This window comes from Paenibacillus sp. FSL K6-4396, assembly GCF_038002525.1.
Taxonomy (GTDB): Bacteria; Bacillota; Bacilli; order Paenibacillales; family Paenibacillaceae; genus Paenibacillus; species Paenibacillus amylolyticus_B.
In genome coordinates, this window is record NZ_JBBOCR010000001.1 from 4,873,696 (window position 1) to 4,898,287 (window position 24,592).

The window sequence follows — 24,592 nt, forward strand, 5'->3', positions numbered from 1 at the left end:
GTATGGCGGGTCAATATACAGGGAACGCCCTTGCCTAAAGCCCCTTCAATTCTCATACGTGCAGCGTAATCCATACCTCGTGTACATGGTGTCTTACATCTCTCGCATACATCCGATGTGACCAACTTCATGGATACACGTATTTTATCACTCTTTAATGCGGGAGCTTTCTTACCTTTTGCCTTTGCCATCCCGGATTCCCCATTTCCCCAAGTGCTTACTGATGTAATGCATCATATGGGGATTCGCCCGGTTGTGTGTCTATTTAAAAAACGTATTTAAATAATAAAAATATGACAAGGAGGATACCTCCGAGAATGAGCCAGTTGCTGATTTCATACCAAATACCCTTGCCTCCGGACAGGTATTTCTGTTCATTCTCCTGATGACGCTGACGGTGGGCATCGGTCTCAGAGCCATGGGGTGGTTTGCTAAAATCCATCATAAGTACATTCCCCTTTCAGCAGTTTTGTGTAAACTTACTACCATTATAACCCACAATTGAGTGCAAAATTGATTTTTATGCATAAAACACCAAAAAACCTCCGATTTCTCGGAGGCTTCTTATCAACAAATAGTATCAGTGATTACGCCAGTTCCACGTTAACATTCACGTTCCCTTTGATTCCTTTGGAATATGGGCAGTAGTCATGGGCAAGTTTCACAAACTTCTGTGCTGTTTCTTCATCTAGACCAAGGATTTTAACTTCCAAATCTACTTGAAGCTTCACGCCGTTATCCTCAGAGTCCGTCACCAACATTACGGTTGCAGCTACCGTACTTCTTTCAATCTCAACTTTGTGTTTCTTCAATTGAAACTCCAGTGCGGAGTTAAAACAAGCACTATACCCTGCTGCAAACAACTGCTCCGGATTGGTAGCTGTCGTCACTTGTCCTCCGAGTTCAGGCGGTGCAGCAACATCCAACATAAACACGTTATCGGGGGATTGTACGATGCCTTGACGTCCGCCTGTATTGATGACTGTTGTTTCATATAATGTTTTCATTTGTGAAAACTCCTTTAGTTAATTAGATTTATTTTGACTGAATTTTGATCTCTCTTATATCGCCAACAATTACATTGTACACAATTAAATTGTATATGTAAATAGTTGATATAAAAAAATATAGTTTAAAACACGTTTGGAGAATAATTCATCTCTAACCCCGGACAGCCCAAACATAGAGTCAGAGCACTTCCTGAGTTGTTCGCTTGTATCCAATAAACTTGGCCTGACTTCATTCTCTAAATAAAAATGGTACCCAAACACTGCACTTCATTTTCAAAGTGTCTGTGTTTAGGTACCAAATTACTGCACGTATGTCTTTTTATTGATCCATCCAGATAATCTATCTATTCTCGTCGTCATTCCAATACAAATCATGCACCTTGTTCATCTTCAGACATCTTCCCAGTTTGATTAATTACTCCAGATATCCACTTTCATCTGTGCACATTTGAAATACTTAGCCTCGGCCTTACTTGTAGTCAGTTTTAACAGACATTGCAGTTCTCCATGATGGAACAACCCACCGCTAAGGTCAGCAGCAACACCGCCATATTGATCATCCGCACCAAGCCATACGGACGGTCTCTCGAACCCAGCTGAGAACTGTAACCCTGTACAGAGCAGCACAGTGAGATTCTTACGGTTCTGTGCTTCATCTCCTGCTACGCCATGTGTGGTGAAGAACACCATATTTTGATTAAAATCCGTGTACGTTCCATCTGCTTTATAGGCACGGACCATACCATATTTCTGATTTACATTTTGATAAAAGGTGATTCCGGCCTTGCTATCCTTTGATTTAATGCCAACCTGAACTGAGATTCCAATGTTCCCGTTTAATTGTAGCGCTTCCAAAGTGATTGCAATTGCGGTTACTTTCGAGCTGTCAATCAGATGTTTCATTTTCAACTCTGCCGTGGCTCCTGCTGTTGTCGGTGTTGTAACGGTTATGGTTCCTCTGTCGGGCAAAGGCTCAAACGTAGGGTTGCCCACCACCTCCACCCAATCCGGTAACGTTCCGTAAAGAAAATCGGCCACAAGCTGTTTGTGGACCTTTCCAAAGGGCACGATCTGACCCGCTGCATCACGTATAATCATCTCTACACCCCCACCGAATAGGCTACACCGATATTATGATCGGTATTGTAATACACGTACACTACGCCGTCCATAACGGACACCATCAAGGATTGCATGTTGGTCGTTTCCCAAGTCAATGCCGGAAAATATATATCTGTAGGTTTGTCCAGCAGTTGACGAAAGTCTGCGCTGATCTTTGCAATGGCAGGCCGAGCTACAGTCGTAACCCCACCGGAAGCATAAGCCGATAACATACCCAGCCACCACATGCTCCCTTTGTACATAAATACACCAGCATTGGGTCTCGAAATGTTTTCTCCTGCACTTAAAGTGGCATCATTCCCACCCATTAATGGTCTTGGATCAGCTAACCAGCTACGTCCGTCATGCGAATGCCAGATACATTTACGACCAAAGTCCCCACCGCCCATCACTGAGAAACCGATCCATTTGCCACCATTTCTGAAACACGAGAAATATCCGGTATGACCATCACCTGGGAACCCGGGAGGTTTGTCCAAAATCAAACCCTCTCTTGTCCAGTTAATCATGTCTACAGAGGTCGCAAGTGCCGTCGATTGATTGATCCCCAGTCCGTTTTGTTGATAATACATAAAGAACAATTGTTCTTCATCGTTCCAGATCACAAATGGAGTTTCCGTCGAATTCCCAACCACAGTATCGAGATACACCTGTCCGTGTTTGGTCCATGGTCCTGTCGGGCTGTTCGAGTAGGCTAGTCCAATTCCTCCGATGTGATTATGGTTGGTAGAATACGTAGCATAATAATCTGCTTTTGCATCAGGGATAAGCCCCTTTACTTTGATCGCCCGAAACCAATAGATCGATTGAAGGCCCGCCATTGCAGCGGTATACATAGGATTGTCCATTTTTTTATCAAATTGAGGCGTGTACATCCGTCTGGTTTCTGCATCACAATAATCATAAGGCGCAACGGCCCTGTTTGCCTTCATCGCTGCGTCGAGTGCTGTCTGAGCAATATTTTCAGTCATGGACATGGGAACTCAACTCCTTCGTGAGCAGGGTATTACCATTTACCGGTCGCGAATATAAAACATCCGAAGTGTCCTTTAATAGGATTGAAAAATCAACAACATTATCCTCATTCGTAGCGGGCTCCAGAGTAATACAAATGATAGGACAAATTCTAGCATTATATGAATACGCTTTCATTTTGTTCATTCCTTTATTTCCTTTACAGTTGTAATCAGCAACTGTCCCTTTCATTGGTACGCCCGGATAATGTTGATCCTTCATATTAATCCCTCCTATTGTTTTCTCCCGATAAGTATATTCATGAAGTTGCCTTTGTGTTAAAGCATTATGCCCATCTTGCAGCCTATTATTCTAAGACTGGTTTTCATATAAAACATAAACAGGCTAACCAATACAAATTGGCTAACCTGTTTGAACGAAGAAACTGCAAAACCAATTACTTATTACTCTGCAAAAAGTGAAGATATGGGATTCGCAACTTTTTTATTGGATTGCTCCTTGCCTTGGTTATCCAATACATAGTACTGATAAAAGTCGTTAGTGAATCCGATAGACTCCTGTATTTTCAGCTTAAAAGCTTCAAATGCCACATCACTCAGCTGATCCTCATTCCAGAAATAATGAAGCATCAATCGATTCTGGTTATAGGGATGTTTGATAACATATGCACCCGCGGCGAGAGGTTGATTCATGGTATTTTTCCAAGGAAAACCCGTCTGTTTCGTTCGATCAATAATGTTGAATTTTAAAGCCTGCACCAATCCGTTTGACTTGGCATTGCCAATGACAATAAGGTTGCTGTTGCCGATCTCTTTTTTCATCTTTTGCTTCAGTTCCTTGCGATCCCGTATAACGTCGTATTTCACACCGCTCATATCAAGGAATCCGGTCAACTGATTAACCATATCTTCCTGCTGTTTAGTTGCAAGCTTACTCACCTGATCGCTGAGCACAATGGTTAATTCCTCGCCTTGAAGGACTTTGTCCATCAATCGATTCATCACTTCATATGGCAGATCAGGGATCATACCCATGACAGCCTGATATTGCACTTGTAAGACATCATGCACATAGGCGGCGGTCTCTTCCTGTGATAATTGGTATTCCGGCTTTAAGACAAAATCAGGCTGATATAGGGCCATCTGCATTTCTGAACGTATTTCTTTACCAAGCACATCTTCAATGGTTTGAAGCAGCCCCTCTACCGTTGCATTTTGGTACACGTAGCGTTTGAAATATGTCCTCATCAACTCGTCAAATTTCTCTTCACCGACGGAACGGTAAAGCTGATAGATCGCTTGTCGCCCCTTCTGATAATATACCAAACTTGCCAAATCCCCAGCTTCATCGTTTGTTGATGCAATCGCCATATCTACGGGCGCAGTATCAAACTGTATGGATCTGAACCCATTTAGCTTGTCTCCCTGTTTCTCGGCAAAATACACCATGGAGAAATCAGCAAAGCCTTCATCCAGGAAGGATTCTGTCTCCGAATTATTACCGATCAATGCATGGAACCACTGATGCGCTATTTCATGAACAAATGTTGTGTCTTCTTCTGGAACAGCACCATTTTGAATCTGTCCCATCTGGATGAGCCTCGCATATTCCACGGCAACACCTTGTACATACGTCTCGACAATTCGGAACTCTGGATAGGGATACTTGCCATATTTCTCACTATAGAAATCGATGACCTTGAATGCCTGATTAATGTAGCGGTCAACTATCTTTTTCTTGGATGGATCATCGTTGTAATAATAGTATTCCACCGTCAGACCGTTACGAGTAACACTCTCCACTTGAAGGTTTGGGCTAGCAAAGAATACAAACTCCCTTGTGTTCTCGGCCACAGCAGAAACAACTTTACGACCATGTTCTGTACTGATTTGAGTGGTAATCGTACCCGGCATGGCTACTTGATACTCATCAGGAACATTTAATTGAACTTCAAAGTCCGATGAGGTGTAATAATCGCTCTCAAATGTTTGACTATACGGTGCCTTGTTCCACTGATGCTTTACCTCGTCGTATACAGACATCACCGGGAACCAGTGTGCACCATTGATCATGTCCTTGTAGTAGGAAACTCGCTGTGAGCCATAGGGTATATTCAACTGAAACTCCAGTTGGAATGATACCGATTCACCTGGTTGTACGGGCTTCTTCAACTGCACGGTCAACGCTTGGTTTTCCTTATGGAAGTCCAGCGATTGGCTATCTGCGCTTACAGCCTGAATATCGATGCCACCCAGAAAGTCCTCCGCTGTCTTCTCCGGGTGATCTTCACTAATCTTCTCATTATGCTGTTGGTACATGCTCGCCTGTGTAGACTTGGAGAGGTTTGCATCAGCATATGTATGAAGAACCAGCTGCTGGAGTGCATCCTTGCTTGTGTTGCGGTACGTTACCTTCTCGCTCCCCTGGATCGTCATGTCCTTCTCATTTAATCGAGCCTGAATCTGGTATTGAATCGGCGTCTGCTCTATCGAGTCTTTCTGTGTGTTATATATCTTCGTAGATACAGGTGCTGGGCCTGCTTCCGCGGCAACAACCCCCATGTTGGCAAGTGGGCTTGTTGCCAGTATTAAAGCCAGTGTACCCGCGATCCCTACTCTGGCTAACTTTGATGTAAATGGACTTGAATAATTCATAAGTTCTCTCCTTCTCCTGTTCTATATTGACATCAGAACCAAGTATAGAAGACGAACCTTACGCTGAATTTATGTTTTATTTAAGTTTTGTTTAAAAAGAGGAAGAGAAACTGAAACTATCGCAAATCGCATTCATGTTTGTATGTAAAAAAAAAGAAAAGAAGCCTTACAATGTAAGGCTTCTCATGTATGATCTGTAGTGGGCTCGAACCACTGACCCCTACCCTGTCAAGATAGTGCTCTCCCAGCTGAGCTAACAGATCATGATATATAATTGTTTCCCAATCAAGTAACAGTATCATATCAAGTAACCGTGTTCATTGTCAATGATTTATTTGGTTATAATTCACCCGAAATGGTGCACAATAAAGGAAAGATTACCATTTCTACAACGAGGTGAATTCCCTATGAGAAACATAACAAAACGGTCAAAATCCAATAAACATACATTTACCAAATGCTTCTTTCTCTTTGCTGGGCTTATGATTCTCATTACCACCTTTACTGGTTGCGGCCTGGAGCGGGATGAACATACGGTTCAATTCCAACAGTTAAATCAACCCAATGAGAATGTTGAATCTCTACCCGTCTGGCTGGACGTATACTCCAAATCTGTAATTCAAGATGTGTATTCTCCACGAGGAAGCAGTGAAGTCTTGCCGTGAAGGTTAACAGGTGAATCACTCGTCTTCATCCCACTTGCGTGAGTATGCTTTCTTCGTAACGAAATACAACAGAGTAATCATTCCTGCCGACATTAGCAATGTAATTACCATGATGCCTGTCATGCCCATCACTACCCCCTCCTCTCCCAATATGTTCCAGACTTCACTATACAGGAAAAACATTTTTTTGTATAATTCAGTCTGATATGTCGCGCAAGAGCAGAAAGAAGGAATGGAATTGGCAGCTGAGATTAGTTATGTATCGACAGAAGAACAACTGGAGCAAGCCCTGGGAATTCGCCATCACGTTTTTGTGATCGAGCAACAGGTGCCTGCCGAGATTGAGATTGATCAATATGATGTCATCAGTCCAGATGTGCATCATGTATTGTTAAGTACGGATGGCCAAGCTGTAGCCACAGGACGTCTGATCTATTACAGCAAGGATACGGCCAAAATGCAGCGGATCGCGGTGCTTGAATCTCATCGTTCATTTGGTTATGGACGTGTGCTTCTGCTCGCGATGGAGGAGCTGGCACGTGAACTCGGCTTATCCTATTCTGTACTGGATGCGCAGTGTCAGGCACAGAAATTCTATGAAAAACTGGGTTATGAAGTGATTTCGGAAGAACCTTTTTATGATGCAGATATTCTGCATGTTCGTATGAGAAAGAGCCTGTAAAACCTCGACGTTGGAAGGTCTCATCAGCATATGGTGCATACTTCCGATGAATTCGGATAGGCTAATCAGGTAGACAGATTCCTATCTCGTCATATAAGGAGAGTGTGACATCATGGATCAAACGACACGCGAGAGTTTCACAGCCGTACAGAAAAATGGTGACGGTGACCTGACAGCTTTTCAGACTTCAGCAGGACGCGTACTGGATTATCAGCAGGCACTTGCAGAAGTAAAAGCTGGCGCTATTGCCGGTGTGAATGTATTTAAAGGCAAGGATGGCGAAATGTACATTCGCGGCGATGCCGACGGTGACCCAACCAACAACCTGGACCAACTCCCCCATTTCTAAAATAGATGCACATGTTGTATGTGTGACACAGTAAGCGCCGATCCGGATATCCGGGTTGGCGTTTTCTTATGTTCACTGGAGGGTCTCTTCAAACCTACTGAAAGCCGAACTCAGGCCCACGAGCGGTAACGAATCTGAGGCGTCTTATTCAAGGATTTGAACCCTCCTTAGAAATCTAAGGAATCTGAGACACGCTATGTCAGAATTTTTTTTATAGCGTTTTGTCAGGGGATTTGGGGAAATAAGGTGTCTGATGTTGCTTACAATTTAAAAAGAGGAGCGGAAGGCCTAATAAGACGTCCTGTGTTCCTTAGAAAATCATCTACTCATTCGCCAGAATCAACCAACTTGGACTCCCATACTGTTGAGATGCTGACATCCATCATCGTTGTATAGCTTCCTTAAGTTTGAAAACACACCCTAGTAGTCCGTAAAATATTTTACGGAATCACCGGAAGGCTGGCTTTTGCGAATCGGCTGTTGTACCTGTTCCCATGCCTGCAAAATCTGTATCCCTTCCAGAGTAGACCGGTTCTCCCACGCGATGTGCCCGGTGCGTTCAAGCTCCAGCAAAGACTCATGAATGTAAGCTCTGCTTCGTCCCGTCTTGTTCTCCAGTTCATCCATACGCGGCAGCCTGCGCCGTTGTCCTGCATAGTTCACCATAATACGCAAAATCTTGCGTTCAAAGTCGTTCAGCATACTTTACCTCCCCATTCAGATCGGTAACAGGACGCCATGCCAGAATACCTTGCTCCAGAAATGTTCGGGGTGAGCCTTCTTTTCCCGCTGATGCTCTAATCATCCCGCCACGCACACTGTTAATTCGAATCTGTCGCTGCGTAATCTGCCCTGCACGATCCATGTAGACAAGCTCCACCATCTGGCCAATATATTTCCCTAGCATAATCATCCCTCCGATAAGAACATTTGTTTGTATTTCATATTATATGCGAACATAAGTTCTTTATTCAATAGTAAAAAAAGGATTTTGTAAAATAAAAAAACCAGACTTTCACCTTAATGATTAAGGCAGTCTGGTTCAACCCACAGTGTAGCTAAGATGAAAACATGGCTTGTAATGACCAAGTCCGGCGGATCAGTGTCGATCCGATTCGGAAAATTGTACTTTCTTCAACTGCTGTGTAGATGGATTAAAATCAACATTTACATAGACTGCGAATTGCTTGCCGTCTTTCGCACGAACCCACAGCTTGAACTGTTCCCGTGATTGATCCGCTGTTAGAGAGGTGCGACCGATATGCTTATAGTCCAAAATATCCACATTATACTTGGTCTGTGTTTCTTTGACCGCAATAATTCCCCACTTCGCATAATCAGGGATGGCGGCGCCTGTGCCTGATGTAATTCCGGCTAAACTCAGGACTACCGACATGACGGTAACGATGAGCATTCTCATTTCACTCACTCCTTGGGACAATATGTTTCTGTTATATTGCCCGTCCGGGTTTCATTTTACACGAATAAACGAAAGATCCAGGCCAGTGGCCGTAGGGAAAAAGGAACCACATGAACAAGTCGGTCAAACGAATCAGGAGGCTCTGTCCGGAAACTTATTCCCCAGTCACCCGAGAAAAAGTGTTGTTGTGTCTTCGGCTCCTCAGGACGTTCCAACCCGTATTTCTTTTCAAGCCTTTGCCTCGTTTGTTCATCCATCTGAACCTCGTTCGTAACGTCATATGCTGTGGCAGGCTCGCTGCTTATGTACATTTGAATCATTAGAAACATCACAATCCCAACTATTTGTATCCAACGCTTATTCATCTCTTACTCCTTTATGGATTCATAACTCTCTTCTCTTGTACGTAGAGACTCGTTTGAATGTTTGATTATACATAAAATTGACCGTATTGGAAATAACAAATGGGAGAAGAGTTGGGGCATGCGTTATACGATGCTTAAGACCCATTTGGTTGATTTTTTGTTTAAAAAACCCAACAAACGTGTAATAGGCCATGACAGAGTGACTCCACGATCTGAAACCCTACACGATCTGCAATACCAATTTGAGGAGGTTACACCCGAATGTTCAAACGCTTGGATGAAATCCTGATTGAGATTCCCAATGTCGAGAAGCCAGATCCGAACGCTGCAGCAGCCATACAAGAATTGCTCGGCGGCAAATTCGGAGAAATGTCAACGTTGAACAACTACCTCTATCAATCGTTTAATTTTCGATCCAAAGAAAAGCTGAAGCCTTTCTATGACCTCGTCATGAGCATTACGGCTGAAGAATTGGGTCATGTTGAACTCGTGTCTCATGGGATTAACAAGTGCCTCAGAGGCTCAACCGAGTACAAAGAACCCGACGATACGCCGCTAGGTTCGGTGAAAGATGCTCGTCTGTCGTATCACTATCTGGCAGGTGCACAAGGCGCAATGCCTTTCGACTCTATGGGTAATCCATGGACGGGAGCAAACGTCTTCAACAGTGGCAACCTGGTCGAGGATCTGCTGCATAACTTCTTCTTAGAATGTGGCGCTCGTACCCATAAAATGAAAGTATATGAGATGACGGATCACCCGGCAGCCCGGGAAGTAGTTGGTTTCCTGCTGGTACGTGGCGGCGTTCATGTTGTCGCATATGCGAAAGCACTTGAGATTGCAACTGGTGTAAATGTGACCAAGCTGGTTCCTATTCCTTCACTGAACAACAAAGCCTTCAACGAGGCTCGTAAATATGAAGAAAAAGGGGTACACACCAAGCTGTACACCTATAGTGATAAAGACTTCAATGCGATCGGCCAGATCTGGAAAGGGACTCACCCCGAAGATGGACAACCTCTTGAAGTCATCCAAGGGATACCTGAAGGATTCCCGATTCCAGAAGCCCCTGCGGTGGAAGAAGAATTCGCCCCAGGCATTTCGCAAGAAGACTTTAAAGAGATTGCTCGTCGTCTGAAGATGGCGGGAAATATTGCTGATTAAGGAACAAGTTGTTTAACAGGTTCTTTCCCTATATATAAATTGTTAACTCTATGTTTAAGTGAAGCCCTCGAACCCTGCTGCTGAATGCAGAGAGGATTTGAGGGCTTTGTTATACTAAATGTATGATACAATTTTATGGTGCAAAATGAATATGTTGTATACACGTCATTTTCTGAGAATTTAGCTGTAAAAGTAAACCAGATCTCTGCTAACATCGTTAAACTTAATTAAACTCCAACACTGATTCCTCACGCTGACTCATAACTTCAATTAGCATGTTAGCACCCAAGCGAAAACCTTGTGCAAACGCTGCTTCCGTATGCATGCCCTCACATCTGCCACACAAGTCAAATAACTGTTCAAGCTCACGGAATTCGTTCTCGCTCAATCGATTCTTCCACTGCTCTGTCAGAGCTGCAATCTGCCGCCCTAACGCTTGGTATTCAGGATGTGTCGGCATCATCATCTCATCCGGTCGAAGTCGTCCATTATATAATGCTTCTAATATCGAATTCATGTGCATCCTCCTGTATATCAATTCGCACCTCACTTGAATGAACGTTCTGCACATGGTAGGATATTTATGCAGTCGCTCATTCAACAAGTGATTGCGGGTTAGGAGGCAGCGTGTTCTTCGTGGGACTAGCGCTGCTTCCTTTTTATTTTTGGAGCTCGTCGTAAATCTTCTCAATCCCTTTGCGAACGATGTCTGATCGATTCGTATTCAGCTTTTCTGCCGAAATATCGAGCTTGTTCATAATTTCCTCGTCAACACGTATCTCAATCGTTCTGCTTTTGGGTTTGTCAGACTTAGGCCGCCCCATCTTTTTGGCGGACATTTGCTTCACCTCTTTTTTTGTCCTGACAACAATATATTATTGCCAGGACAAAAAGTCAATGTAATTATAAAACATACGTTCGTTTTTGTGACAGCAGATTCATAGATAAATGTATAGTCAGTAATCCGTTTGAATGATAAAAAACAACCTTGAACGGCTAGGCGCTCAAGGTCGTTAGAGTACTATTATTGAGTAACAAATTAAAATTCAAGAGATACGCAGACAGGTAGGGAAAAGAAGTTGGTATTTTAGCATTGTTATCACTACATATTCAATATTTTTATCTCGAAAACCGTTTCACTTGTTCATTGGTTTTCCATATCTCACTAAGACATGCCAAAGTAATTTTAATTCTTGTAGAACTTCTTTGTAGGTTCCTCTATCACTCCAATGACTTGGATTTCGTTTCAGGTCCATAGCTGCAGAACCAATCATATTTGCATCAATCAAATCACTTTTTGCAATTCTCTTGGCTAGTGAAGGCATCGAAGGACCTCGAAAATCCATAGGAACGTCATCTACCAATAGTGTAAAGCCCATGTGCCAGTGGAGATCAATGGAATACTTTAAACATATCTGCTCTAAGATTCGTCCTGTATGTGTGCCTTTAAATGATGGGTCGGCAACAAGAATCTTTACATCTTTTTCAAGGGAAATATCACCATGAACCTGAGCTTCGATATAATGGTCCAGATTTCGGTTTGGCTCTTGGTTGGATGGATTTCGGAATGATTTCTCAAGATTGATGAGCATATGGTCAATTAACTTTTGAACTGTTAGATTTCTTTCACCAATGGCAAAATTATTATAAAATACATCCCTCATAAGAGCAGCCAAAACGAGGTCAAATTCCTCATACGTTCCCTTTTCCTCAGGGTCTTGGTGAGAATCCAAATATGTATACGTGCAACGCTGAGAGACCTCAGTGGATAAAAGGAAATAACATGATCCAAAACGCGGAGCAGGTCCATCGGGATGTAACATGACATTGAGTGCCCCATACTTGGGACGTTCGCTATTGGTTGAGCCATTAATTTGGTACGCTCCGCCAAACATTTTATTCTCCCAAACGTCACGTTCACCGCCTGAAAATGCGGATACACTTCCATTCGATAAGAAAGTCTCAAACTGACTTTTATAAACCCCCTGCTCAAGTAGTACCTCAGCCACGCTTTTCATATTCGGATCTAATCGATCTGGGTGAAAGTGTAGCGCGATACTTGCATGAGATTTTAGTTTAGTGATAGCATCTTCAAATGTCTTCAGCTCGATGTTGGACATACGAAGGATTTCCCTAATGGTTTGCTCCGCCTCATTTTTGCGGCTTCTTGCATAATTGGTTACATGCTCTTGAGCTAATTGCTGAGACCTTGATAATTCCATGTGCAGAAGATTCCTTTCCATTTTTATAAAATCATAATACATGATGGACAGTAAGGGAACTTACAGGCGGTTCAAAAATCATGATAGCCTGCAATGAATCTAATCCACATCATTTCTTTCAATTTGAATCATATTCATGTGCAACGCGCGTTCCTCCACCATCATAAAGCTATGAGCCCCTTATTCTCCGCCTTGTGTCTTAACTTTCTCCTCATCCTTCACGGTCACATGAACTACTTGCCCTTCATTCGCTGTATTCGCATCTCGCATCTGAATGGTCCATGTCCCTCTATCTGCATCAAACCGTGTGTCCTCTATGACGGGAATATGCATGTTCTCTGTATCAAGTGAATGCAGTCCGCTACGAATCGCATCCGCAGCCGTCATGTGCGCACCATCTGGTGCCACTGGACAAGATACGGCTATCTTTTCTGCTCTGGCCTGCCCAGGATAGGGTTGATTTTCCGGGCCTCCATCCGTCCAGACTTCAACATAGGAGCCGATCTGCGGATCAGGTGCATTGGAGAACCACTTTGCCGGATAATACCGACTTCCTCCTCCGTTCGCACTGAAATCCTCATATGCAGAATCAACCACAAGAATGGAATTGTCTTTACGATCAACTACATAACCAGTAAATCCATCTTCACTAGGTGCATTTGCTTGAGACTGCACAGAGTTGCACTCGATATGTCCTGAACATCCCGTAAGACATACGAACAGAATAGAGAGTAATATAAGGACTCGACGAAGATGGATCACATGTAAATCCCCCTTTAATAACACTTCTTTCTAAATTTAACGTACCCGGTCAGATTATTGTTGCATTCACTTCCTCATATCCCTTTTATACACGTACCTTCCCCAGATCACCAATGTTGCGCATAACAAGACAGCACAGTAGGCCCAGACAAATAACATGGCGAGTCCTAACCCGATGTTGGCATCCAGGCGTTCATCAAAGATCTCTGTGAATAGCGAAAAACCAAGTGGCACGGCGCCAACAATGAAAAGTCCAATGGACCATCCACCCCAGCGTCGAAAACCAGACCCCTCACGAGTACTTGAAAGTTTGCGAATCCCTTGAGTCAGAAGCCACCAAATCAGAATAAATAATAGACAGGTTAGAAGAATTTTCAGCATATCGTTCAACTGCATATCGCGCACCTCCTACATCTTGCAAGATGATGAACATATCTTACACGTTAAGTGTTCTCTTTACTATATTACCCGTTTCCATATCCATGATCACAGGCAGATCAGAGCGCAGTATCCCTGACTCACACTTGATCATGAAAAAGAAAAAAACGCCACCGTCCTGACTCCTTCCAAGTCAAGAACGATAGCGTTACTTCTCATATTTACATTGTTACATCCACATAGGATAGGATAGGTTACGCACCAAACTGCGCATAGTGAAGGCGGCTGTACACCCCACCTGCTGCGAGTAATTCTTCATGACCTCCCTGCTCCGTAATACCTTGTTCAGCAACGACAATAATACGGTCTGCATTTTTGATCGTTGCCAGCCTGTGAGCGATGACCAGTGTAGTCCGACCTTCGGACAGCTCAGCAAGGGATTGCTGAATGGCTGCTTCCGTTTCTGTATCCAGCGCGGATGTCGCTTCGTCCAGAATCAGAATTGGCGGGTTTTTCAGGAACATACGTGCAATGGACAAGCGCTGTTTCTGTCCACCGGACAGTTTCACGCCACGTTCACCAATTAACGTATCCAATCCTTCCGGCATCGATTGAATCAAAGGTTCCATCTGTGCACGTCTGGCAGCCATCCAGATTTCTTCTTCGGAGGCATCAAGCTTCCCGTAGGCAATGTTCTCCCGAATGGTTCCATCGAAGAGGAATACGTCCTGTTGTACAATTCCGATATGACTTCGCAAGGAATCCAGCGTCATATTCTGAATCTCCTGCCCATCGATCGTGATGCGACCTTCCAGCACATCATAGAACCGCGGCAACAGACTGCACAGCGTTGTTTTACCTGCCCCCGATGGACCTACAAGCGCTACGGTTTCACCTGCACGCACGTTTAGATCGATACCTTTGAGAACAGGCTCCTGATCCGAATATCCAAAGGTCACTTGCTCATAACGAATATCTCCACGCAAATGGGATACCGCAACGGCCCCTGGACGATCTTCCACATCCGGTTCCATATCAAGCAACTCCGTATAACGTTTGAAGCCTGCAATCCCTTTGGGATACGTCTCGATAACCGAGTTGATCTTCTGGATCGGTGTCAAGAACACATTGGACAACATAATAAATGCAATGAACTGACCGTAGGTCATACTGCCTTGAATGACAAACCATGTTCCGCATACCAGGACAAAGAGGGATACCAACTTCATCAGCATATAACTGACAGAAGAGTTCCAGGCCATGATTTTGTATGCAATTAACTTGGTTTGACGGAAACGACCGTTGTTCACAGCGAATTGTGCTTTTTCATGCTCTTCATTAGCAAAAGCCTGAACAACACGGATACCTGTAATATTGTTCTCTACACGAGCGTTGAAGTCCGCAATATCACCGAACATTCGACTGAATGCCTTGGACATTTTGCTACCAAAGTAGAGCGACAGATAAATAATCAGCGGTACAATAATAAAGGTTAATACCGCCAGATTCCCGTTAATGCTCATCATGATGCTGAATGCACCAATTAGCGTCATGACCGCGATAAATACATCCTCTGGACCATGATGGGCAATCTCACCGATATCCATCAGATCGTTAGTCATACGGGACACGAGGTGTCCTGTTTTGGTATTATCGAAGAAACGGAACGATAACTTCTGCACATGATTAAACAGACTTTTACGCATATCCGTCTCAATGTTAATACCGAGCTTGTGTCCCCAATAGGTAACCACGAAATTCAAAAATGAATTCAATAAGTAGATGCCGAGCAATGCCAGACATGCCCATAGAATCCAGTCCCAGCGACCGCCTGGCAGCAGATCGTCGACTACCCGGTTGACCGCCAGTGGAAAGGCAAGCTCCAGCAAGGCGACTAAAATCGCACAACTGAAGTCAAGAATAAAGAGCTTTTTGTAAGGCCTATAATAGGCAAAGAAACGGCGAAGCATGGACTGAAGTCCTCCTTATGCAACCACACAATGATGATTACGTTCTATTTCGTCTTGCTTAAGAGGTACAGGAAGTATGGCGCACCAATAATGGCAACCAGGATCCCCGCAGGAATCTCCGAAGGCTGTAGGATGACACGACCCAGCGTATCTGCAACCAGTACAAGCAATGAACCGATCAGTGCAGATGCGGGTAACAGGAATTGATGTTTTGGACCCACCAGACGACGCGCCAAATGCGGTCCGATCAGACCTACAAAACCGATCCCCCCACTCACAGATACACATGAGCCGGCAAGTCCTACAGCAGCCGCAAGCAAAATCAGTCGCTCACGCTCAACCGGAGTCCCGAGTCCACTTGCAGTCTGGTCCCCCAGATTCAGTACGTTCAACACACGTGCCTTATACAGAACAAGCGGGACAAGAATAATAAGAAACGGTAGCAATGCCGTTACAAATTTCCAGTTCGAACCCCAGATGCTGCCTGCCATCCAGGTAGCTACAAATTGATACTTTTCCGGACTAAGCCTTAACGTAAGCACGATCATGGCAGAACTGATTCCCGCCGCTACCCCGATCCCCGTAAGCAACATACGTGTAGGCAGGATGCCCTCTCCTTTTTTGTAAGAGAGAATGTAGATCAGAAATGCAGCAAAACCGGAACCGATCAGGGCCAGAATTGGCAAAAGAAATACCGGCGCTGCTGTCGTTGTCGGGAAAAAGGAAACAAATAACATGACGACCAGACCAGCACCTGCATTAATCCCGAGGATCCCCGGATCGGCCAACGCATTCCGAGATACTCCCTGCAAAATACAACCAGATAACGCAAGTCCAGCCCCGACCAGCACCGAAATCACAATCCGTGGCAGACGGAATTCAAACAGGATCAATTCCTGTTTCGCCGTGCCTCCACCAAACAGGGTTCGCATCACCTCAAGCGGCGAAAGCTTGGTAAAACCTGTGTTCATGCTCACCACAAAAGCCGTAATAATTAATAGGGCAAGCACAATGAGGACAATCGTACTCTTGGTTCTCTTCTTGCGCTCTGCTCCAACTATTGTTGAGGATTCCATCGTTACAGAGTCCTCCTTTCTTTACGCGCCAGATACAGGAAGAATGGTACCCCGATGAGGGCAACCAATGCGCCAATTGGCGTCTCGTACGGCGGGTTAATCATACGTGCAGCCAAATCCGCAAATACAAGCAACAGACTGCCCATCACAGCGGAACATGGAATAATCCAGCGATAATCGACCCCAACCAGCTTCCGCGTGAGATGGGGAATAATGAGTCCAACAAAACCGACCGCACCCACCACGGACACAGCCGTACCCGCGAGAATCAGTACAACAATCAGGCCTATGAGCTTGATCAGCCCAGTACGTTGCCCCAAGCCCACCGCAATATCTTCTCCGAGACTAAGCAGAGTAATGGAACGGGAGATGAGAAGACCTGCGATTAGTGCAGCGAGTACCCAGGGGAACATGACCTCAAGTTGAGACCACTTCGTTCCTGCTACACCACCAGCTGTCCAGAAAGCCAGATCTTGTCCAATTCTGAAATATAATGCAATCCCTTCACTGAGTGCCGACAACATCGCAGATACAGCCGCACCTGCAAGCACAAGGCGTAGTGGCGTAAGGCCTGATTTGGAAGCTGCACCAAAGCCATACACCAACAGGACACCAAGCCCTGCTCCAAGGAAGGAATACATGATGATATACATAAATGGCAAGCCAGGGAAGAAAGCAAAACAAACTGCAAGTGCAAATCCAGCTCCTGCATTCAACCCAAGTAGACCTGAATCGGCCAGCGGGTTACGAGTCATGCCCTGCATGATCGCACCAGCTACAGCGAAACATGCACCTACCATTGCTCCTCCAAGGATACGTGGTAATCGAATCTCCCATATGATCTGATGTGGAGTCAGCTCAGGATTGAAATCAAAGATGGCCTTCCAGACTACACTAAGCTTAATATCAGCAGCGCCAAATGAAATGGACAACGCCATACCCAGAGCGAGTAACAAAACTCCCCCTGTAAGAATAAGTGTGGCTGCCCACGGACGAGTGTGTATCTTCGCTGTGGGTGAATCCGGATTATGTTTTTCTGGTGAAGCTTGTGAACTCATACGCGCCCACCCTCGTTATGAGTGGAGCTGCTCAAACCTATGTACATAACAATCACCTCTCTATAAATACCGAACTTTAATGATATTGATTCTCATTCCCATAGACCATTGTAAGTGAATCCACCGGCTCTGGCAATGGACAAATAGGACATGTTTATTGCATATATGAAGATTTGCACACAATTTCACCCGCAAAAAGGCTGCGCAAGAGCCAAAAAGCTCGAACACAGCCTTATCATTGCATATGTAGAACATGTAAAATACAGACTTGTTTAACGGACATGTACCGTAAGTAAGGATGCCAGGACATCCGGAACATCGGTAATAATTCCTTGCACACCCATGTCAATCATGGCCTGCATCTCGGCAGGATCATTCACCGTAAATGGATAAGTAACAACGCCATGTGCCAATGCAGCAGCAACATCTTCTTGTGTGACCGCCAGCTTGTAGGGATGAAGGCCTGAAGCTTCGAGTTTGGTAGCATAATCATAGGGACGATACAACTTTTCCATATATAGAAGTGCTGTACGAATCTCCGGGGCAAGACGTTTACATCTCACAAGCGAAGCATGATTGAAGCTGGAAAGCACGACCTGTTGCTCCAGGTTCCAGTCCCGGATCGCCTGTATAACCTTCTCTTCCATCCCCTTATAACTCACAATACCATTTTTCAATTCCAGATTAAGCAGTGTTCCTTTCCCCTGTACCAGCTTGAATAACTCCTCCAAAGAAGGAACACGCTCCCCGGCAAAATCGGCATGGAACCAGGACCCGGCATCCCGTATGCGCAATTGATCGTAAGTCGTATCCTTAACCCAGCCTTCTGTGCCGCCAGTTCGACTTAACGTCTCATCATGAATCAGTACCAGTCTGCCATCACTTGTCATCTGCACATCGGTCTCAATGCCTGTCGCTCCAAGCTCCAGACTTCGTTCAAAAGCGCTCATCGTATTCTCCGGGCATACGGCAGATGCACCGCGATGGGCAATAATCTCCATGTTCCTCATTCCAGCGCCTCCTGTGTTCAAGCTTCACTCTATGATCCTTACTATAAACACCGTTTGTAAGACCTGTATTAACAGAGCGTATAATGGGTTACCTGTTTCGCTAATACTAGCGACCGGGCCCAACATCTAACGGGCTGGGGATTCACTCATTTTTGCGAACTCAATCTGAAAATCGACATACCATAGTATGAACGATGGAAGCACTGAACTCCGTTATAAGGAGGTTGACTATTGAATCCCTCAAAGAAAAAATCGATACCTACGCGTGCTCACACCTCCCAGTTACAGTCGGCTTCCAGGCTTTCCAGATCATCTGTCCATATCAAAAATAAATCCGGCAAGACGGCTAATCAGCGTTCTTTTAACTCCACTTCATCCAGCACACTGGATCAGCTGGCTATTGTTGCAGCAATACTCTCCTTAATTGCAGCCGCCATCGGGCTATATATCGCCTGGAAATCGTTAAGTGTTCCGGATCAAACTGCTGTTGTGGTGTAAGCTGCTTGTTGTGCAGCTAATGGCTCAGGAGGCTCTCTCCTGCTTCTGACCTTATTCAGGGGCAGGTTTTTGCTTTTTCAATTACTTAACGTATGCTGGAAACGTCAAATAACCGTTCCCCTGAAACGCCGGGATATACCGGCGTCTCTTTGGAAAGGTCATTTTTTATTCGGGCGCTGCCTCTGCAGCATGATCCCCGTCCCCGGATTTGACCGAATTACAGAATGAATGTGCGAGAGATAATAACCAACAGAATGAACAATACCAGAATTGCACCTGTTGATGTCCATGCTCCACCACCGAAGCCTCCGCAATATCCGTAACCTGTACCTTTGAGTTCGCTCATCAGTGACACTCCCCTCTTCATCGAAGTACACTATAGACTATGTCCGATAGCGCAACTTGCTTGGGCAGATCGAAAATTCTCCCGAGGAACGAGTGGGTTCAGGCCCGTCTTCTTATGCACTCATTTCCCGTTGAGTTGTGACCACTTCTGAGTCAGCTCTGCAGGAATGTAGGATGACATTTGTTTGATCAGTTCAGCCGGATCAGATTCCAGACTCCACAGACTGAGATGCGAGGTGTTAGAGAATCCCTCCTGTACACTATGTTCTACCATCTTCATCAGCGGTCCATAATATCCGTTGACATTCAATAAGCCAACAGGCTTACGATGAATGCCGATCTGTGCCCAGCACAGTACCTCAAATAGTTCTTCAAATGTACCCATGCCTCCGGGAAGCGCAATGAACCCATCGGATAATTCAGCCATCGTAGCCTTGCGTTCATGCATGGTTCCCACTTCAATCAGTTGTGTAAGCCCTCCATGAACAACCTCACCCCGGAATAATCCCGTAGGCATAACCCCGATTACTTCTCCCCCTTGCTCAAGAGCAGCATCGGCTACTGCACCCATCAAGCCCATACAAGAACCACCATAGACCAGTGCATAACCACTATCGGCAATCTGTTTGCCAAGTTGAACAGCCTTCTCTGTATAATCGGGGTGATTTCCCGGATTGGAGCCTGCAAAAACAGCTATACGTTTCATTGGGTTTCACTCCTTCTCATGATCTTTTTAGATTGAACTAAAGAATATTTACACTTGCCACTTCGATGACAGAACAACCTTCCGATCGCTGTTATCCCCAGATTTTTTGATTCAATTTTACAAAGGTGAATATCTTGGGATAAAGGCGAACGCTCCACTTCTTCAGGTTATTTCTGGCCTCTACGTTTCTCGTGTAAATGTTTAGTTCAATTTATCTATTTTAATAATATATATCATGAATGTAATGGGTATGTACAACAGGTTAACAGAACCCATGGACAAAAAAATACCCGACCGTTTGCAGCCGGCCGGGCTCCCGTTTTATTACACATCAATTTAGAAGGGGTTGTTACTACCTAATATACAGACCAAACATTAAATCCATATGATCTTTGCATGAAATGAATATTAAATCTTCGTGGTACTAACGTATCCCGCGGCGTGAACGTACGACAAACATATGCTTGTCTTTACGAAGAACCCGACCATCTGCAAGTTCAACCTGATCCTCGTCATGACGCAGAACCGTCGTGGATAACGCTACAATTTTGGCCCGGCGCCAGATCATAACCTGTGACTTGAAATAGATCGCATTTTCGAACTGAATTGCCTTTTTCATCACATATCCAACCTTGTGCACCTCAGAACGTGCTTTCTTTAAGGGAAGACTCTCTTCGGGAAGAGGTCTGATCATTGCGATATTGTCAAACGATACCTTGATCCGTTTCGGTCCGATCCGTACACATTCCGCTTCTTCATCCCACTCGACCAGCGTTCCCTTCAATGGCTCCCGTATGCCTGTTGCACGATATACCGCTACTTTTCGTCCTATCCAATGTCGCAATGTTCTCACCTCCATCTGTCTATATAAGTTGACTACAGATTATTTACACAGACACTACGATGACAGAACAACCTTCCAATCGCTGTTATCCCCAGATTTTTTCGATTTCCTTTTCCGAAGGGAAAAATCCGGGTATAAAGGCGAACGCTTCGCTTTTTCAGGTTTTTTCTGTCCTCTCCGTTATTGTGTAAATGATTAGTTCAACTTATATCGTTTTCAGGTATCTTCCAATTGATCGGTTCAATACCTTTGGAGGTCAAGAAATCATTGGCTTTGGAAAAGGGACGGCTGCCGAGGAATCCGCGATGCGCAGCCAGCGGACTGGGATGTGTAGACTCCAGTACCAGGTGCTTGTCCCTATTAATAAAAGCACCTTTCTTCTGGGCATGACTGCCCCATAGCATATATACCATTGGCTCTGAACGTTCATTCAGCGCACGAATTACAGCATCCGTAAATGTCTGCCACCCTAGTGCCTGATGCGAGTTAGGCTGACCTTCACGAACCGTCAGAACAGCATTTAATAGCAGGACTCCCTGCTGTGCCCAATGAACCAGAGATCCATGATTCGGAATGGGCAGGTCCAGATCGGCGTGAAGTTCCTTGTATATATTTTTCAGAGAAGGCGGTACGCGTACCCCCGGTCTAACCGAAAAGCTTAATCCATGAGCCTGTCCCGCACCGTGATAAGGGTCCTGACCAATAATAACGGCCTTAACCTGATGATATGGCGTCAGCTTCAGTGCAGAGAACAAGTCTTCTTTCGGCGGAAAGACCGTCTGCGTTTTGTACTCGGCGGCGAGGGTATAACGAATTTTGTTAAAATATTCGGCTTCCGTCTCTTCCTGTAGCACCTTGTCCCAATCGTTTCCAAACATATGTATAGGCTCCTTTCCCCTGATGAATGCAGTTACGTGTAGCCCAACTACCGGGCTCTTCCTTCTGAGAGCCACATGTCATGCAACTCATAGACTATCCACCATTTTAACATAACCGGGGACAGCAGACCAGAATTGCACATCAGGGTATACGTTCACCTCGAAATTAATCGTATTCTTGCTACATTCAGTATACTCATACAAAAAAGTCACCTCGCTATTGCGTGATGACTTGATGACTTTACACTTGAACGGGTACCTCTTCGACTTCTTTCACAAGCACACTACTGATTCTCCGTAATCCTTCCTGAAGGACAGAACGCGGACAAGCCAGATTCAACCGAATACAACCCTCACCATTCGCTACAAACATATGACCATCTTCCAGAAGCACACCTGCTTGCTCAGCGAAGAGTAACGGTAAACTTACATGTTGGGGAGCATAGGCTGAAATGTCAATCCAGGCCAGGTATGTGGCTTCCGGAATATGAAAGACAGCCAGCGGCAGATGTTGCTTCACATATTGTTCTACACAGGCAAAATTGGCGTCGAGATAAGCTTTTAATTGTTTCAGCCATTCATCACCCGTTTCATAAGCTGCTTGAGTGGCAGCAATGCTCAGTGGGTTTTTGAAACCATAATGGCGTGCCTGCCAGATGTCTCGAAGTTCCTTATTCGGAATGATGACATTGGAGAACATCAGTCCAGCCATATTGAATGTTTTGCTCGGGGACATGCATGTAATGATTCGATCCGTATCCGGGAACAGCTTCGCAAGTGGCGTATGTCTTTTGCCAGTCCGCAGCAGATCACAATGAATTTCATCCGAAATGACCCATACATTGTTCCTCAGGCAGATCTCACCCACACGCTGTAACTCTTCCGTTGTCCAGACGCGTCCAGACGGATTATGGGGGTTGCAGAAAATACATACCCTTACCTTCTCATCCTTGGCCTTGGCTTCAAAATCCTCAAAATCAATCGAGTAACGCCCCTGCTTGTTGATCATATCCGAACATACCAGATCAAGATCATTATGCTCTGCAGCTGACTTGAAGAAACCATAAGACGGGGTAACAATCAGTACTTTCTCATCCGATTGACAAATATACTCCACCAGTTCATATAAAGCAGGGATGATTCCGTTTGAGGTCTCCAAATGCTCCTTCGGAAAGGACCAATCATAGTACCTTTTCATCCAATTCGAGACAGCTTCATAGTATGCCGGATCAAACACCTGGGAGTAACCCATAATTCTGCGGTCCAAACGTTCCTTCACTGCATCCAGAATCTCGGGAGGTGTAGCGAACTCCATATCTGCAATCCACATGCGAATGAATTCTTCGTCCTTAAATGGAAATGTCATATCTTCTGAGGCGTTAAAAATATATTGACGGAATCCATCCGTATTCATGGCATTTGTACCTGTGCGATCTATAATCTCATCAAAGTTATATTTCATAGTAGCTTCTGCTCCTCTGTCTGCTCAACTTTTCATTGTCGGTTCATGTCGTATAAGATCTATTATTCCATGACGTAGAAATTGCATCAAATGCAATACAATCTATCCTGACGAAACAAATAAAGTTTATTGTTTCCCCAGAATAGGTTTTTCGGTGAGAAAGTGATATATTTCTCATATAACATCATTTTTATGAATGACTTTCACCATTTTCACGTACTCTCAAGAAACATTGCATAAGGAGAACCAGTTATGAACAATATCAATCAGGAAGTTGGCAAGAAAATACGAAACTTTCGGAAGTGGCGGGGACTGACCATTCAACAGCTTGCGGATCAGATCTTCAAGAGTAAGGGTACGCTGTCCAAGTATGAGAGCGGAGATATTACACTTGATCTGGTGACGTTACATCATATTGCGAACGCACTCAACATCCAGGTGGAGCAACTCTTGTACCAAGAACCCAGACACGCTTCCCCCCTGATGAATGCGGTCCCGTCCAGCTTTTTCAAGAATTCCACACGTTTCTATTCCTACTTCTATGACGGGCGTAACAACAGTCTCATTCGATGTGTCATTGACATGATGGCTCAATCGGATGCCAACCGTTATCGCACCGTGATGTATATGAATGTGAAGGATTTTGAGAACTACCAGGAGTGCGAGAATATGTATTGGGGTCACACCGAGCATTATGATACACTCACCACGCTGATTTTGAAAAATCAGGCCACGCCGCTGGAGAATCTATATATTAATATTCTGGCGTCTTTTCAGGAATCAGAGAAAAAGTGGGGACTGATGGCTGGTGTCTCCTTCAGACCTTTCATGCCGATCGCGCTCAAAATGTTATTCTCCAGAACCCCGCTGCCCGAGAATCAGGAGTTGTATAATGAATTGAAAATATCAAAGGAAGATCTGCGGACACTGAAAATATACAACATGCTCGCTGTCACTTGAACAACGCAGCGTATCAC

Annotated in this window: 30 protein-coding genes and 1 tRNA gene; 6 read left to right on the plus strand and 25 right to left on the minus strand. The window is 44.7% G+C overall.

What is annotated here, in order from left to right; all coding sequences use genetic code 11:
- Window positions 1–265: 265 nt before the first annotated feature.
- The 7 genes from MHB85_RS21425 to MHB85_RS21455 form a co-directional block, all read right to left on the minus strand.
- A complete protein-coding gene (locus MHB85_RS21425; RefSeq protein ID WP_100527096.1) occupies window positions 266–445 on the minus strand; it encodes a hypothetical protein in 180 nt (59 codons plus the stop codon).
- A gap of 142 nt (window positions 446–587) precedes the next feature.
- On the minus strand, window positions 588–1,007 hold the full coding sequence (locus MHB85_RS21430) for an organic hydroperoxide resistance protein (protein ID WP_017687397.1): 420 nt from the start codon (window positions 1,005–1,007) through the stop codon (window positions 588–590).
- A gap of 414 nt (window positions 1,008–1,421) precedes the next feature.
- Window positions 1,422–2,108, minus strand: a complete 687-nt coding sequence (locus tag MHB85_RS21435; protein WP_341073669.1) for a hypothetical protein — start codon at window positions 2,106–2,108, stop codon at window positions 1,422–1,424.
- 2 nt (window positions 2,109–2,110) lie between these two features.
- Complete coding sequence (locus tag MHB85_RS21440; RefSeq protein WP_341073671.1) at window positions 2,111–3,109, minus strand: hypothetical protein; 999 nt, start codon at window positions 3,107–3,109, stop codon at window positions 2,111–2,113.
- Window positions 3,096–3,368 (minus strand): hypothetical protein, encoded by a 273-nt coding sequence (locus MHB85_RS21445; RefSeq protein ID WP_339283440.1) that lies wholly within the window; start codon window positions 3,366–3,368, stop codon window positions 3,096–3,098. Before MHB85_RS21445 ends, MHB85_RS21440 begins: the two co-directional genes overlap by 14 nt.
- Window positions 3,369–3,550: 182 nt before the next feature.
- Entirely contained in the window at window positions 3,551–5,761 is a 2,211-nt protein-coding gene (locus MHB85_RS21450) for a M1 family metallopeptidase (protein WP_341073673.1), read from the minus strand.
- 190 nt (window positions 5,762–5,951) lie between these two features.
- Window positions 5,952–6,024: transfer RNA gene (locus MHB85_RS21455), tRNA-Val, on the minus strand.
- A gap of 144 nt (window positions 6,025–6,168) precedes the next feature.
- Between MHB85_RS21455 and MHB85_RS21460 the strand changes: the two genes are divergently transcribed.
- From MHB85_RS21460 to MHB85_RS21470, 3 genes are all read left to right on the plus strand, one after another.
- On the plus strand, window positions 6,169–6,426 hold the full coding sequence (locus tag MHB85_RS21460; RefSeq protein WP_289389820.1) for a hypothetical protein: 258 nt from the start codon (window positions 6,169–6,171) through the stop codon (window positions 6,424–6,426).
- 238 nt (window positions 6,427–6,664) lie between these two features.
- Window positions 6,665–7,108 carry a GNAT family N-acetyltransferase gene (locus MHB85_RS21465; RefSeq protein WP_036614958.1) on the plus strand — a complete coding sequence of 148 codons (444 nt, stop codon included), beginning with the start codon at window positions 6,665–6,667 and terminating at the stop codon, window positions 7,106–7,108.
- Between the two features lie 112 nt (window positions 7,109–7,220).
- Window positions 7,221–7,457, plus strand: coding sequence for a DUF3892 domain-containing protein (locus MHB85_RS21470; RefSeq protein ID WP_017687389.1), 237 nt, complete (start codon window positions 7,221–7,223; stop codon window positions 7,455–7,457).
- Between the two features lie 420 nt (window positions 7,458–7,877).
- Here MHB85_RS21470 and MHB85_RS21475 read toward each other — a convergent pair whose 3' ends face one another.
- The 4 genes from MHB85_RS21475 to MHB85_RS21490 form a co-directional block, all read right to left on the minus strand.
- Window positions 7,878–8,159 carry a hypothetical protein gene (locus MHB85_RS21475; RefSeq protein ID WP_047843713.1) on the minus strand — a complete coding sequence of 94 codons (282 nt, stop codon included), beginning with the start codon at window positions 8,157–8,159 and terminating at the stop codon, window positions 7,878–7,880.
- Window positions 8,143–8,364, minus strand: a complete 222-nt coding sequence (locus MHB85_RS21480) for a hypothetical protein (RefSeq protein ID WP_017687387.1) — start codon at window positions 8,362–8,364, stop codon at window positions 8,143–8,145. The genes MHB85_RS21475 and MHB85_RS21480 overlap by 17 nt, the downstream gene beginning before the upstream one ends.
- A 192-nt stretch (window positions 8,365–8,556) precedes the next feature.
- Window positions 8,557–8,877: a DUF3889 domain-containing protein gene (locus tag MHB85_RS21485; RefSeq protein ID WP_036614744.1), complete on the minus strand. Its 321-nt coding sequence runs from the start codon at window positions 8,875–8,877 to the stop codon at window positions 8,557–8,559.
- 56 nt (window positions 8,878–8,933) lie between these two features.
- A complete protein-coding gene (locus MHB85_RS21490) occupies window positions 8,934–9,242 on the minus strand; it encodes a hypothetical protein (RefSeq protein WP_341073675.1) in 309 nt (102 codons plus the stop codon).
- Between the two features lie 261 nt (window positions 9,243–9,503).
- Between MHB85_RS21490 and MHB85_RS21495 the strand changes: the two genes are divergently transcribed.
- Window positions 9,504–10,406, plus strand: a complete 903-nt coding sequence (locus tag MHB85_RS21495; protein WP_091014199.1) for a manganese catalase family protein — start codon at window positions 9,504–9,506, stop codon at window positions 10,404–10,406.
- 223 nt (window positions 10,407–10,629) lie between these two features.
- Here the strand turns inward: MHB85_RS21495 and MHB85_RS21500 are convergent, their stop codons facing one another.
- The 9 genes from MHB85_RS21500 to MHB85_RS21540 form a co-directional block, all read right to left on the minus strand.
- Window positions 10,630–10,923 carry a DUF6809 family protein gene (locus MHB85_RS21500; RefSeq protein ID WP_105599660.1) on the minus strand — a complete coding sequence of 98 codons (294 nt, stop codon included), beginning with the start codon at window positions 10,921–10,923 and terminating at the stop codon, window positions 10,630–10,632.
- A 142-nt stretch (window positions 10,924–11,065) separates the two neighbouring features.
- Window positions 11,066–11,245, minus strand: coding sequence for a ribbon-helix-helix domain-containing protein (locus tag MHB85_RS21505; RefSeq protein ID WP_017687382.1), 180 nt, complete (start codon window positions 11,243–11,245; stop codon window positions 11,066–11,068).
- A 297-nt stretch (window positions 11,246–11,542) separates the two neighbouring features.
- Entirely contained in the window at window positions 11,543–12,628 is a 1,086-nt protein-coding gene (locus tag MHB85_RS21510) for a DUF3626 domain-containing protein (RefSeq protein WP_341073677.1), read from the minus strand.
- A gap of 180 nt (window positions 12,629–12,808) precedes the next feature.
- A complete protein-coding gene (locus MHB85_RS21515) occupies window positions 12,809–13,390 on the minus strand; it encodes a DUF3221 domain-containing protein (RefSeq protein ID WP_091014168.1) in 582 nt (193 codons plus the stop codon).
- A 66-nt stretch (window positions 13,391–13,456) separates the two neighbouring features.
- Window positions 13,457–13,786 carry a hypothetical protein gene (locus MHB85_RS21520; protein WP_210108872.1) on the minus strand — a complete coding sequence of 110 codons (330 nt, stop codon included), beginning with the start codon at window positions 13,784–13,786 and terminating at the stop codon, window positions 13,457–13,459.
- Between the two features lie 236 nt (window positions 13,787–14,022).
- The gene (locus MHB85_RS21525) at window positions 14,023–15,738 is read right to left on the minus strand and encodes an ABC transporter ATP-binding protein (RefSeq protein ID WP_341073679.1); all 1,716 of its coding nucleotides are present in this window, start codon (window positions 15,736–15,738) and stop codon (window positions 14,023–14,025) included.
- A gap of 44 nt (window positions 15,739–15,782) precedes the next feature.
- Window positions 15,783–16,814 carry a FecCD family ABC transporter permease gene (locus MHB85_RS21530; protein ID WP_074095819.1) on the minus strand — a complete coding sequence of 344 codons (1,032 nt, stop codon included), beginning with the start codon at window positions 16,812–16,814 and terminating at the stop codon, window positions 15,783–15,785.
- A 2-nt stretch (window positions 16,815–16,816) separates the two neighbouring features.
- Window positions 16,817–17,872 carry a FecCD family ABC transporter permease gene (locus MHB85_RS21535; protein WP_036614761.1) on the minus strand — a complete coding sequence of 352 codons (1,056 nt, stop codon included), beginning with the start codon at window positions 17,870–17,872 and terminating at the stop codon, window positions 16,817–16,819.
- 272 nt (window positions 17,873–18,144) lie between these two features.
- Complete coding sequence (locus tag MHB85_RS21540; RefSeq protein ID WP_341073680.1) at window positions 18,145–18,882, minus strand: glycerophosphodiester phosphodiesterase; 738 nt, start codon at window positions 18,880–18,882, stop codon at window positions 18,145–18,147.
- Window positions 18,883–19,113: 231 nt separating this feature from the next.
- Between MHB85_RS21540 and MHB85_RS21545 the strand changes: the two genes are divergently transcribed.
- Window positions 19,114–19,380 carry a hypothetical protein gene (locus MHB85_RS21545; protein WP_091014158.1) on the plus strand — a complete coding sequence of 89 codons (267 nt, stop codon included), beginning with the start codon at window positions 19,114–19,116 and terminating at the stop codon, window positions 19,378–19,380.
- 217 nt (window positions 19,381–19,597) lie between these two features.
- On the opposite strand, the gene MHB85_RS21550 is transcribed toward MHB85_RS21545, so the two are convergent.
- The 5 genes from MHB85_RS21550 to MHB85_RS21570 form a co-directional block, all read right to left on the minus strand.
- A complete protein-coding gene (locus tag MHB85_RS21550; RefSeq protein WP_255319930.1) occupies window positions 19,598–19,726 on the minus strand; it encodes a hypothetical protein in 129 nt (42 codons plus the stop codon).
- A gap of 120 nt (window positions 19,727–19,846) precedes the next feature.
- The gene (locus tag MHB85_RS21555; RefSeq protein ID WP_091014155.1) at window positions 19,847–20,431 is read right to left on the minus strand and encodes an LOG family protein; all 585 of its coding nucleotides are present in this window, start codon (window positions 20,429–20,431) and stop codon (window positions 19,847–19,849) included.
- 424 nt (window positions 20,432–20,855) lie between these two features.
- Entirely contained in the window at window positions 20,856–21,275 is a 420-nt protein-coding gene (locus MHB85_RS21560; RefSeq protein WP_341073681.1) for a hypothetical protein, read from the minus strand.
- A 200-nt stretch (window positions 21,276–21,475) separates the two neighbouring features.
- The gene (gene ung, locus MHB85_RS21565; RefSeq protein ID WP_341073682.1) at window positions 21,476–22,153 is read right to left on the minus strand and encodes a uracil-DNA glycosylase; all 678 of its coding nucleotides are present in this window, start codon (window positions 22,151–22,153) and stop codon (window positions 21,476–21,478) included.
- Between the two features lie 241 nt (window positions 22,154–22,394).
- Complete coding sequence (locus tag MHB85_RS21570) at window positions 22,395–23,615, minus strand: MalY/PatB family protein (protein ID WP_341073683.1); 1,221 nt, start codon at window positions 23,613–23,615, stop codon at window positions 22,395–22,397.
- A 252-nt stretch (window positions 23,616–23,867) separates the two neighbouring features.
- Between MHB85_RS21570 and MHB85_RS21575 the strand changes: the two genes are divergently transcribed.
- On the plus strand, window positions 23,868–24,575 hold the full coding sequence (locus tag MHB85_RS21575; protein WP_017687366.1) for a helix-turn-helix domain-containing protein: 708 nt from the start codon (window positions 23,868–23,870) through the stop codon (window positions 24,573–24,575).
- Window positions 24,576–24,592 lie beyond the last annotated feature (17 nt).

Bases quoted from the DNA above. Each gene is read 5' to 3' on its own strand.
- MHB85_RS21445 (WP_339283440.1), bottom strand. From the start codon at position 3,368: ATGAAGGATCAACATTATCCGGGCGTACCAATGAAAGGGACAGTTGCT.
- MHB85_RS21540 (WP_341073680.1), bottom strand. From the start codon at position 18,882: ATGAGGAACATGGAGATTATTGCCCATCGCGGTGCATCTGCCGTATGC.
- MHB85_RS21470 (WP_017687389.1), top strand. From the start codon at position 7,221: ATGGATCAAACGACACGCGAGAGTTTCACAGCCGTACAGAAAAATGGT.
- MHB85_RS21425 (WP_100527096.1), bottom strand. From the start codon at position 445: ATGATGGATTTTAGCAAACCACCCCATGGCTCTGAGACCGATGCCCAC.
- MHB85_RS21500 (WP_105599660.1), bottom strand. From the start codon at position 10,923: ATGAATTCGATATTAGAAGCATTATATAATGGACGACTTCGACCGGAT.
- MHB85_RS21520 (WP_210108872.1), bottom strand. From the start codon at position 13,786: ATGCAGTTGAACGATATGCTGAAAATTCTTCTAACCTGTCTATTATTT.
- ung (WP_341073682.1), bottom strand. From the start codon at position 22,153: ATGTTTGGAAACGATTGGGACAAGGTGCTACAGGAAGAGACGGAAGCC.
- MHB85_RS21495 (WP_091014199.1), top strand. From the start codon at position 9,504: ATGTTCAAACGCTTGGATGAAATCCTGATTGAGATTCCCAATGTCGAG.
- MHB85_RS21535 (WP_036614761.1), bottom strand. From the start codon at position 17,872: ATGAGTTCACAAGCTTCACCAGAAAAACATAATCCGGATTCACCCACA.
- MHB85_RS21480 (WP_017687387.1), bottom strand. From the start codon at position 8,364: ATGCTAGGGAAATATATTGGCCAGATGGTGGAGCTTGTCTACATGGAT.
- MHB85_RS21460 (WP_289389820.1), top strand. From the start codon at position 6,169: ATGAGAAACATAACAAAACGGTCAAAATCCAATAAACATACATTTACC.
- MHB85_RS21475 (WP_047843713.1), bottom strand. From the start codon at position 8,159: ATGCTGAACGACTTTGAACGCAAGATTTTGCGTATTATGGTGAACTAT.
- MHB85_RS21575 (WP_017687366.1), top strand. From the start codon at position 23,868: ATGAACAATATCAATCAGGAAGTTGGCAAGAAAATACGAAACTTTCGG.
- MHB85_RS21490 (WP_341073675.1), bottom strand. From the start codon at position 9,242: ATGAATAAGCGTTGGATACAAATAGTTGGGATTGTGATGTTTCTAATG.
- MHB85_RS21450 (WP_341073673.1), bottom strand. From the start codon at position 5,761: ATGAATTATTCAAGTCCATTTACATCAAAGTTAGCCAGAGTAGGGATC.
- MHB85_RS21485 (WP_036614744.1), bottom strand. From the start codon at position 8,877: ATGAGAATGCTCATCGTTACCGTCATGTCGGTAGTCCTGAGTTTAGCC.
- MHB85_RS21440 (WP_341073671.1), bottom strand. From the start codon at position 3,109: ATGTCCATGACTGAAAATATTGCTCAGACAGCACTCGACGCAGCGATG.
- MHB85_RS21505 (WP_017687382.1), bottom strand. From the start codon at position 11,245: ATGTCCGCCAAAAAGATGGGGCGGCCTAAGTCTGACAAACCCAAAAGC.
- MHB85_RS21550 (WP_255319930.1), bottom strand. From the start codon at position 19,726: ATGAGCGAACTCAAAGGTACAGGTTACGGATATTGCGGAGGCTTCGGT.
- MHB85_RS21555 (WP_091014155.1), bottom strand. From the start codon at position 20,431: ATGAAACGTATAGCTGTTTTTGCAGGCTCCAATCCGGGAAATCACCCC.
- MHB85_RS21430 (WP_017687397.1), bottom strand. From the start codon at position 1,007: ATGAAAACATTATATGAAACAACAGTCATCAATACAGGCGGACGTCAA.
- MHB85_RS21525 (WP_341073679.1), bottom strand. From the start codon at position 15,738: ATGCTTCGCCGTTTCTTTGCCTATTATAGGCCTTACAAAAAGCTCTTT.
- MHB85_RS21510 (WP_341073677.1), bottom strand. From the start codon at position 12,628: ATGGAATTATCAAGGTCTCAGCAATTAGCTCAAGAGCATGTAACCAAT.
- MHB85_RS21570 (WP_341073683.1), bottom strand. From the start codon at position 23,615: ATGAAATATAACTTTGATGAGATTATAGATCGCACAGGTACAAATGCC.
- MHB85_RS21435 (WP_341073669.1), bottom strand. From the start codon at position 2,108: ATGATTATACGTGATGCAGCGGGTCAGATCGTGCCCTTTGGAAAGGTC.
- MHB85_RS21530 (WP_074095819.1), bottom strand. From the start codon at position 16,814: ATGGAATCCTCAACAATAGTTGGAGCAGAGCGCAAGAAGAGAACCAAG.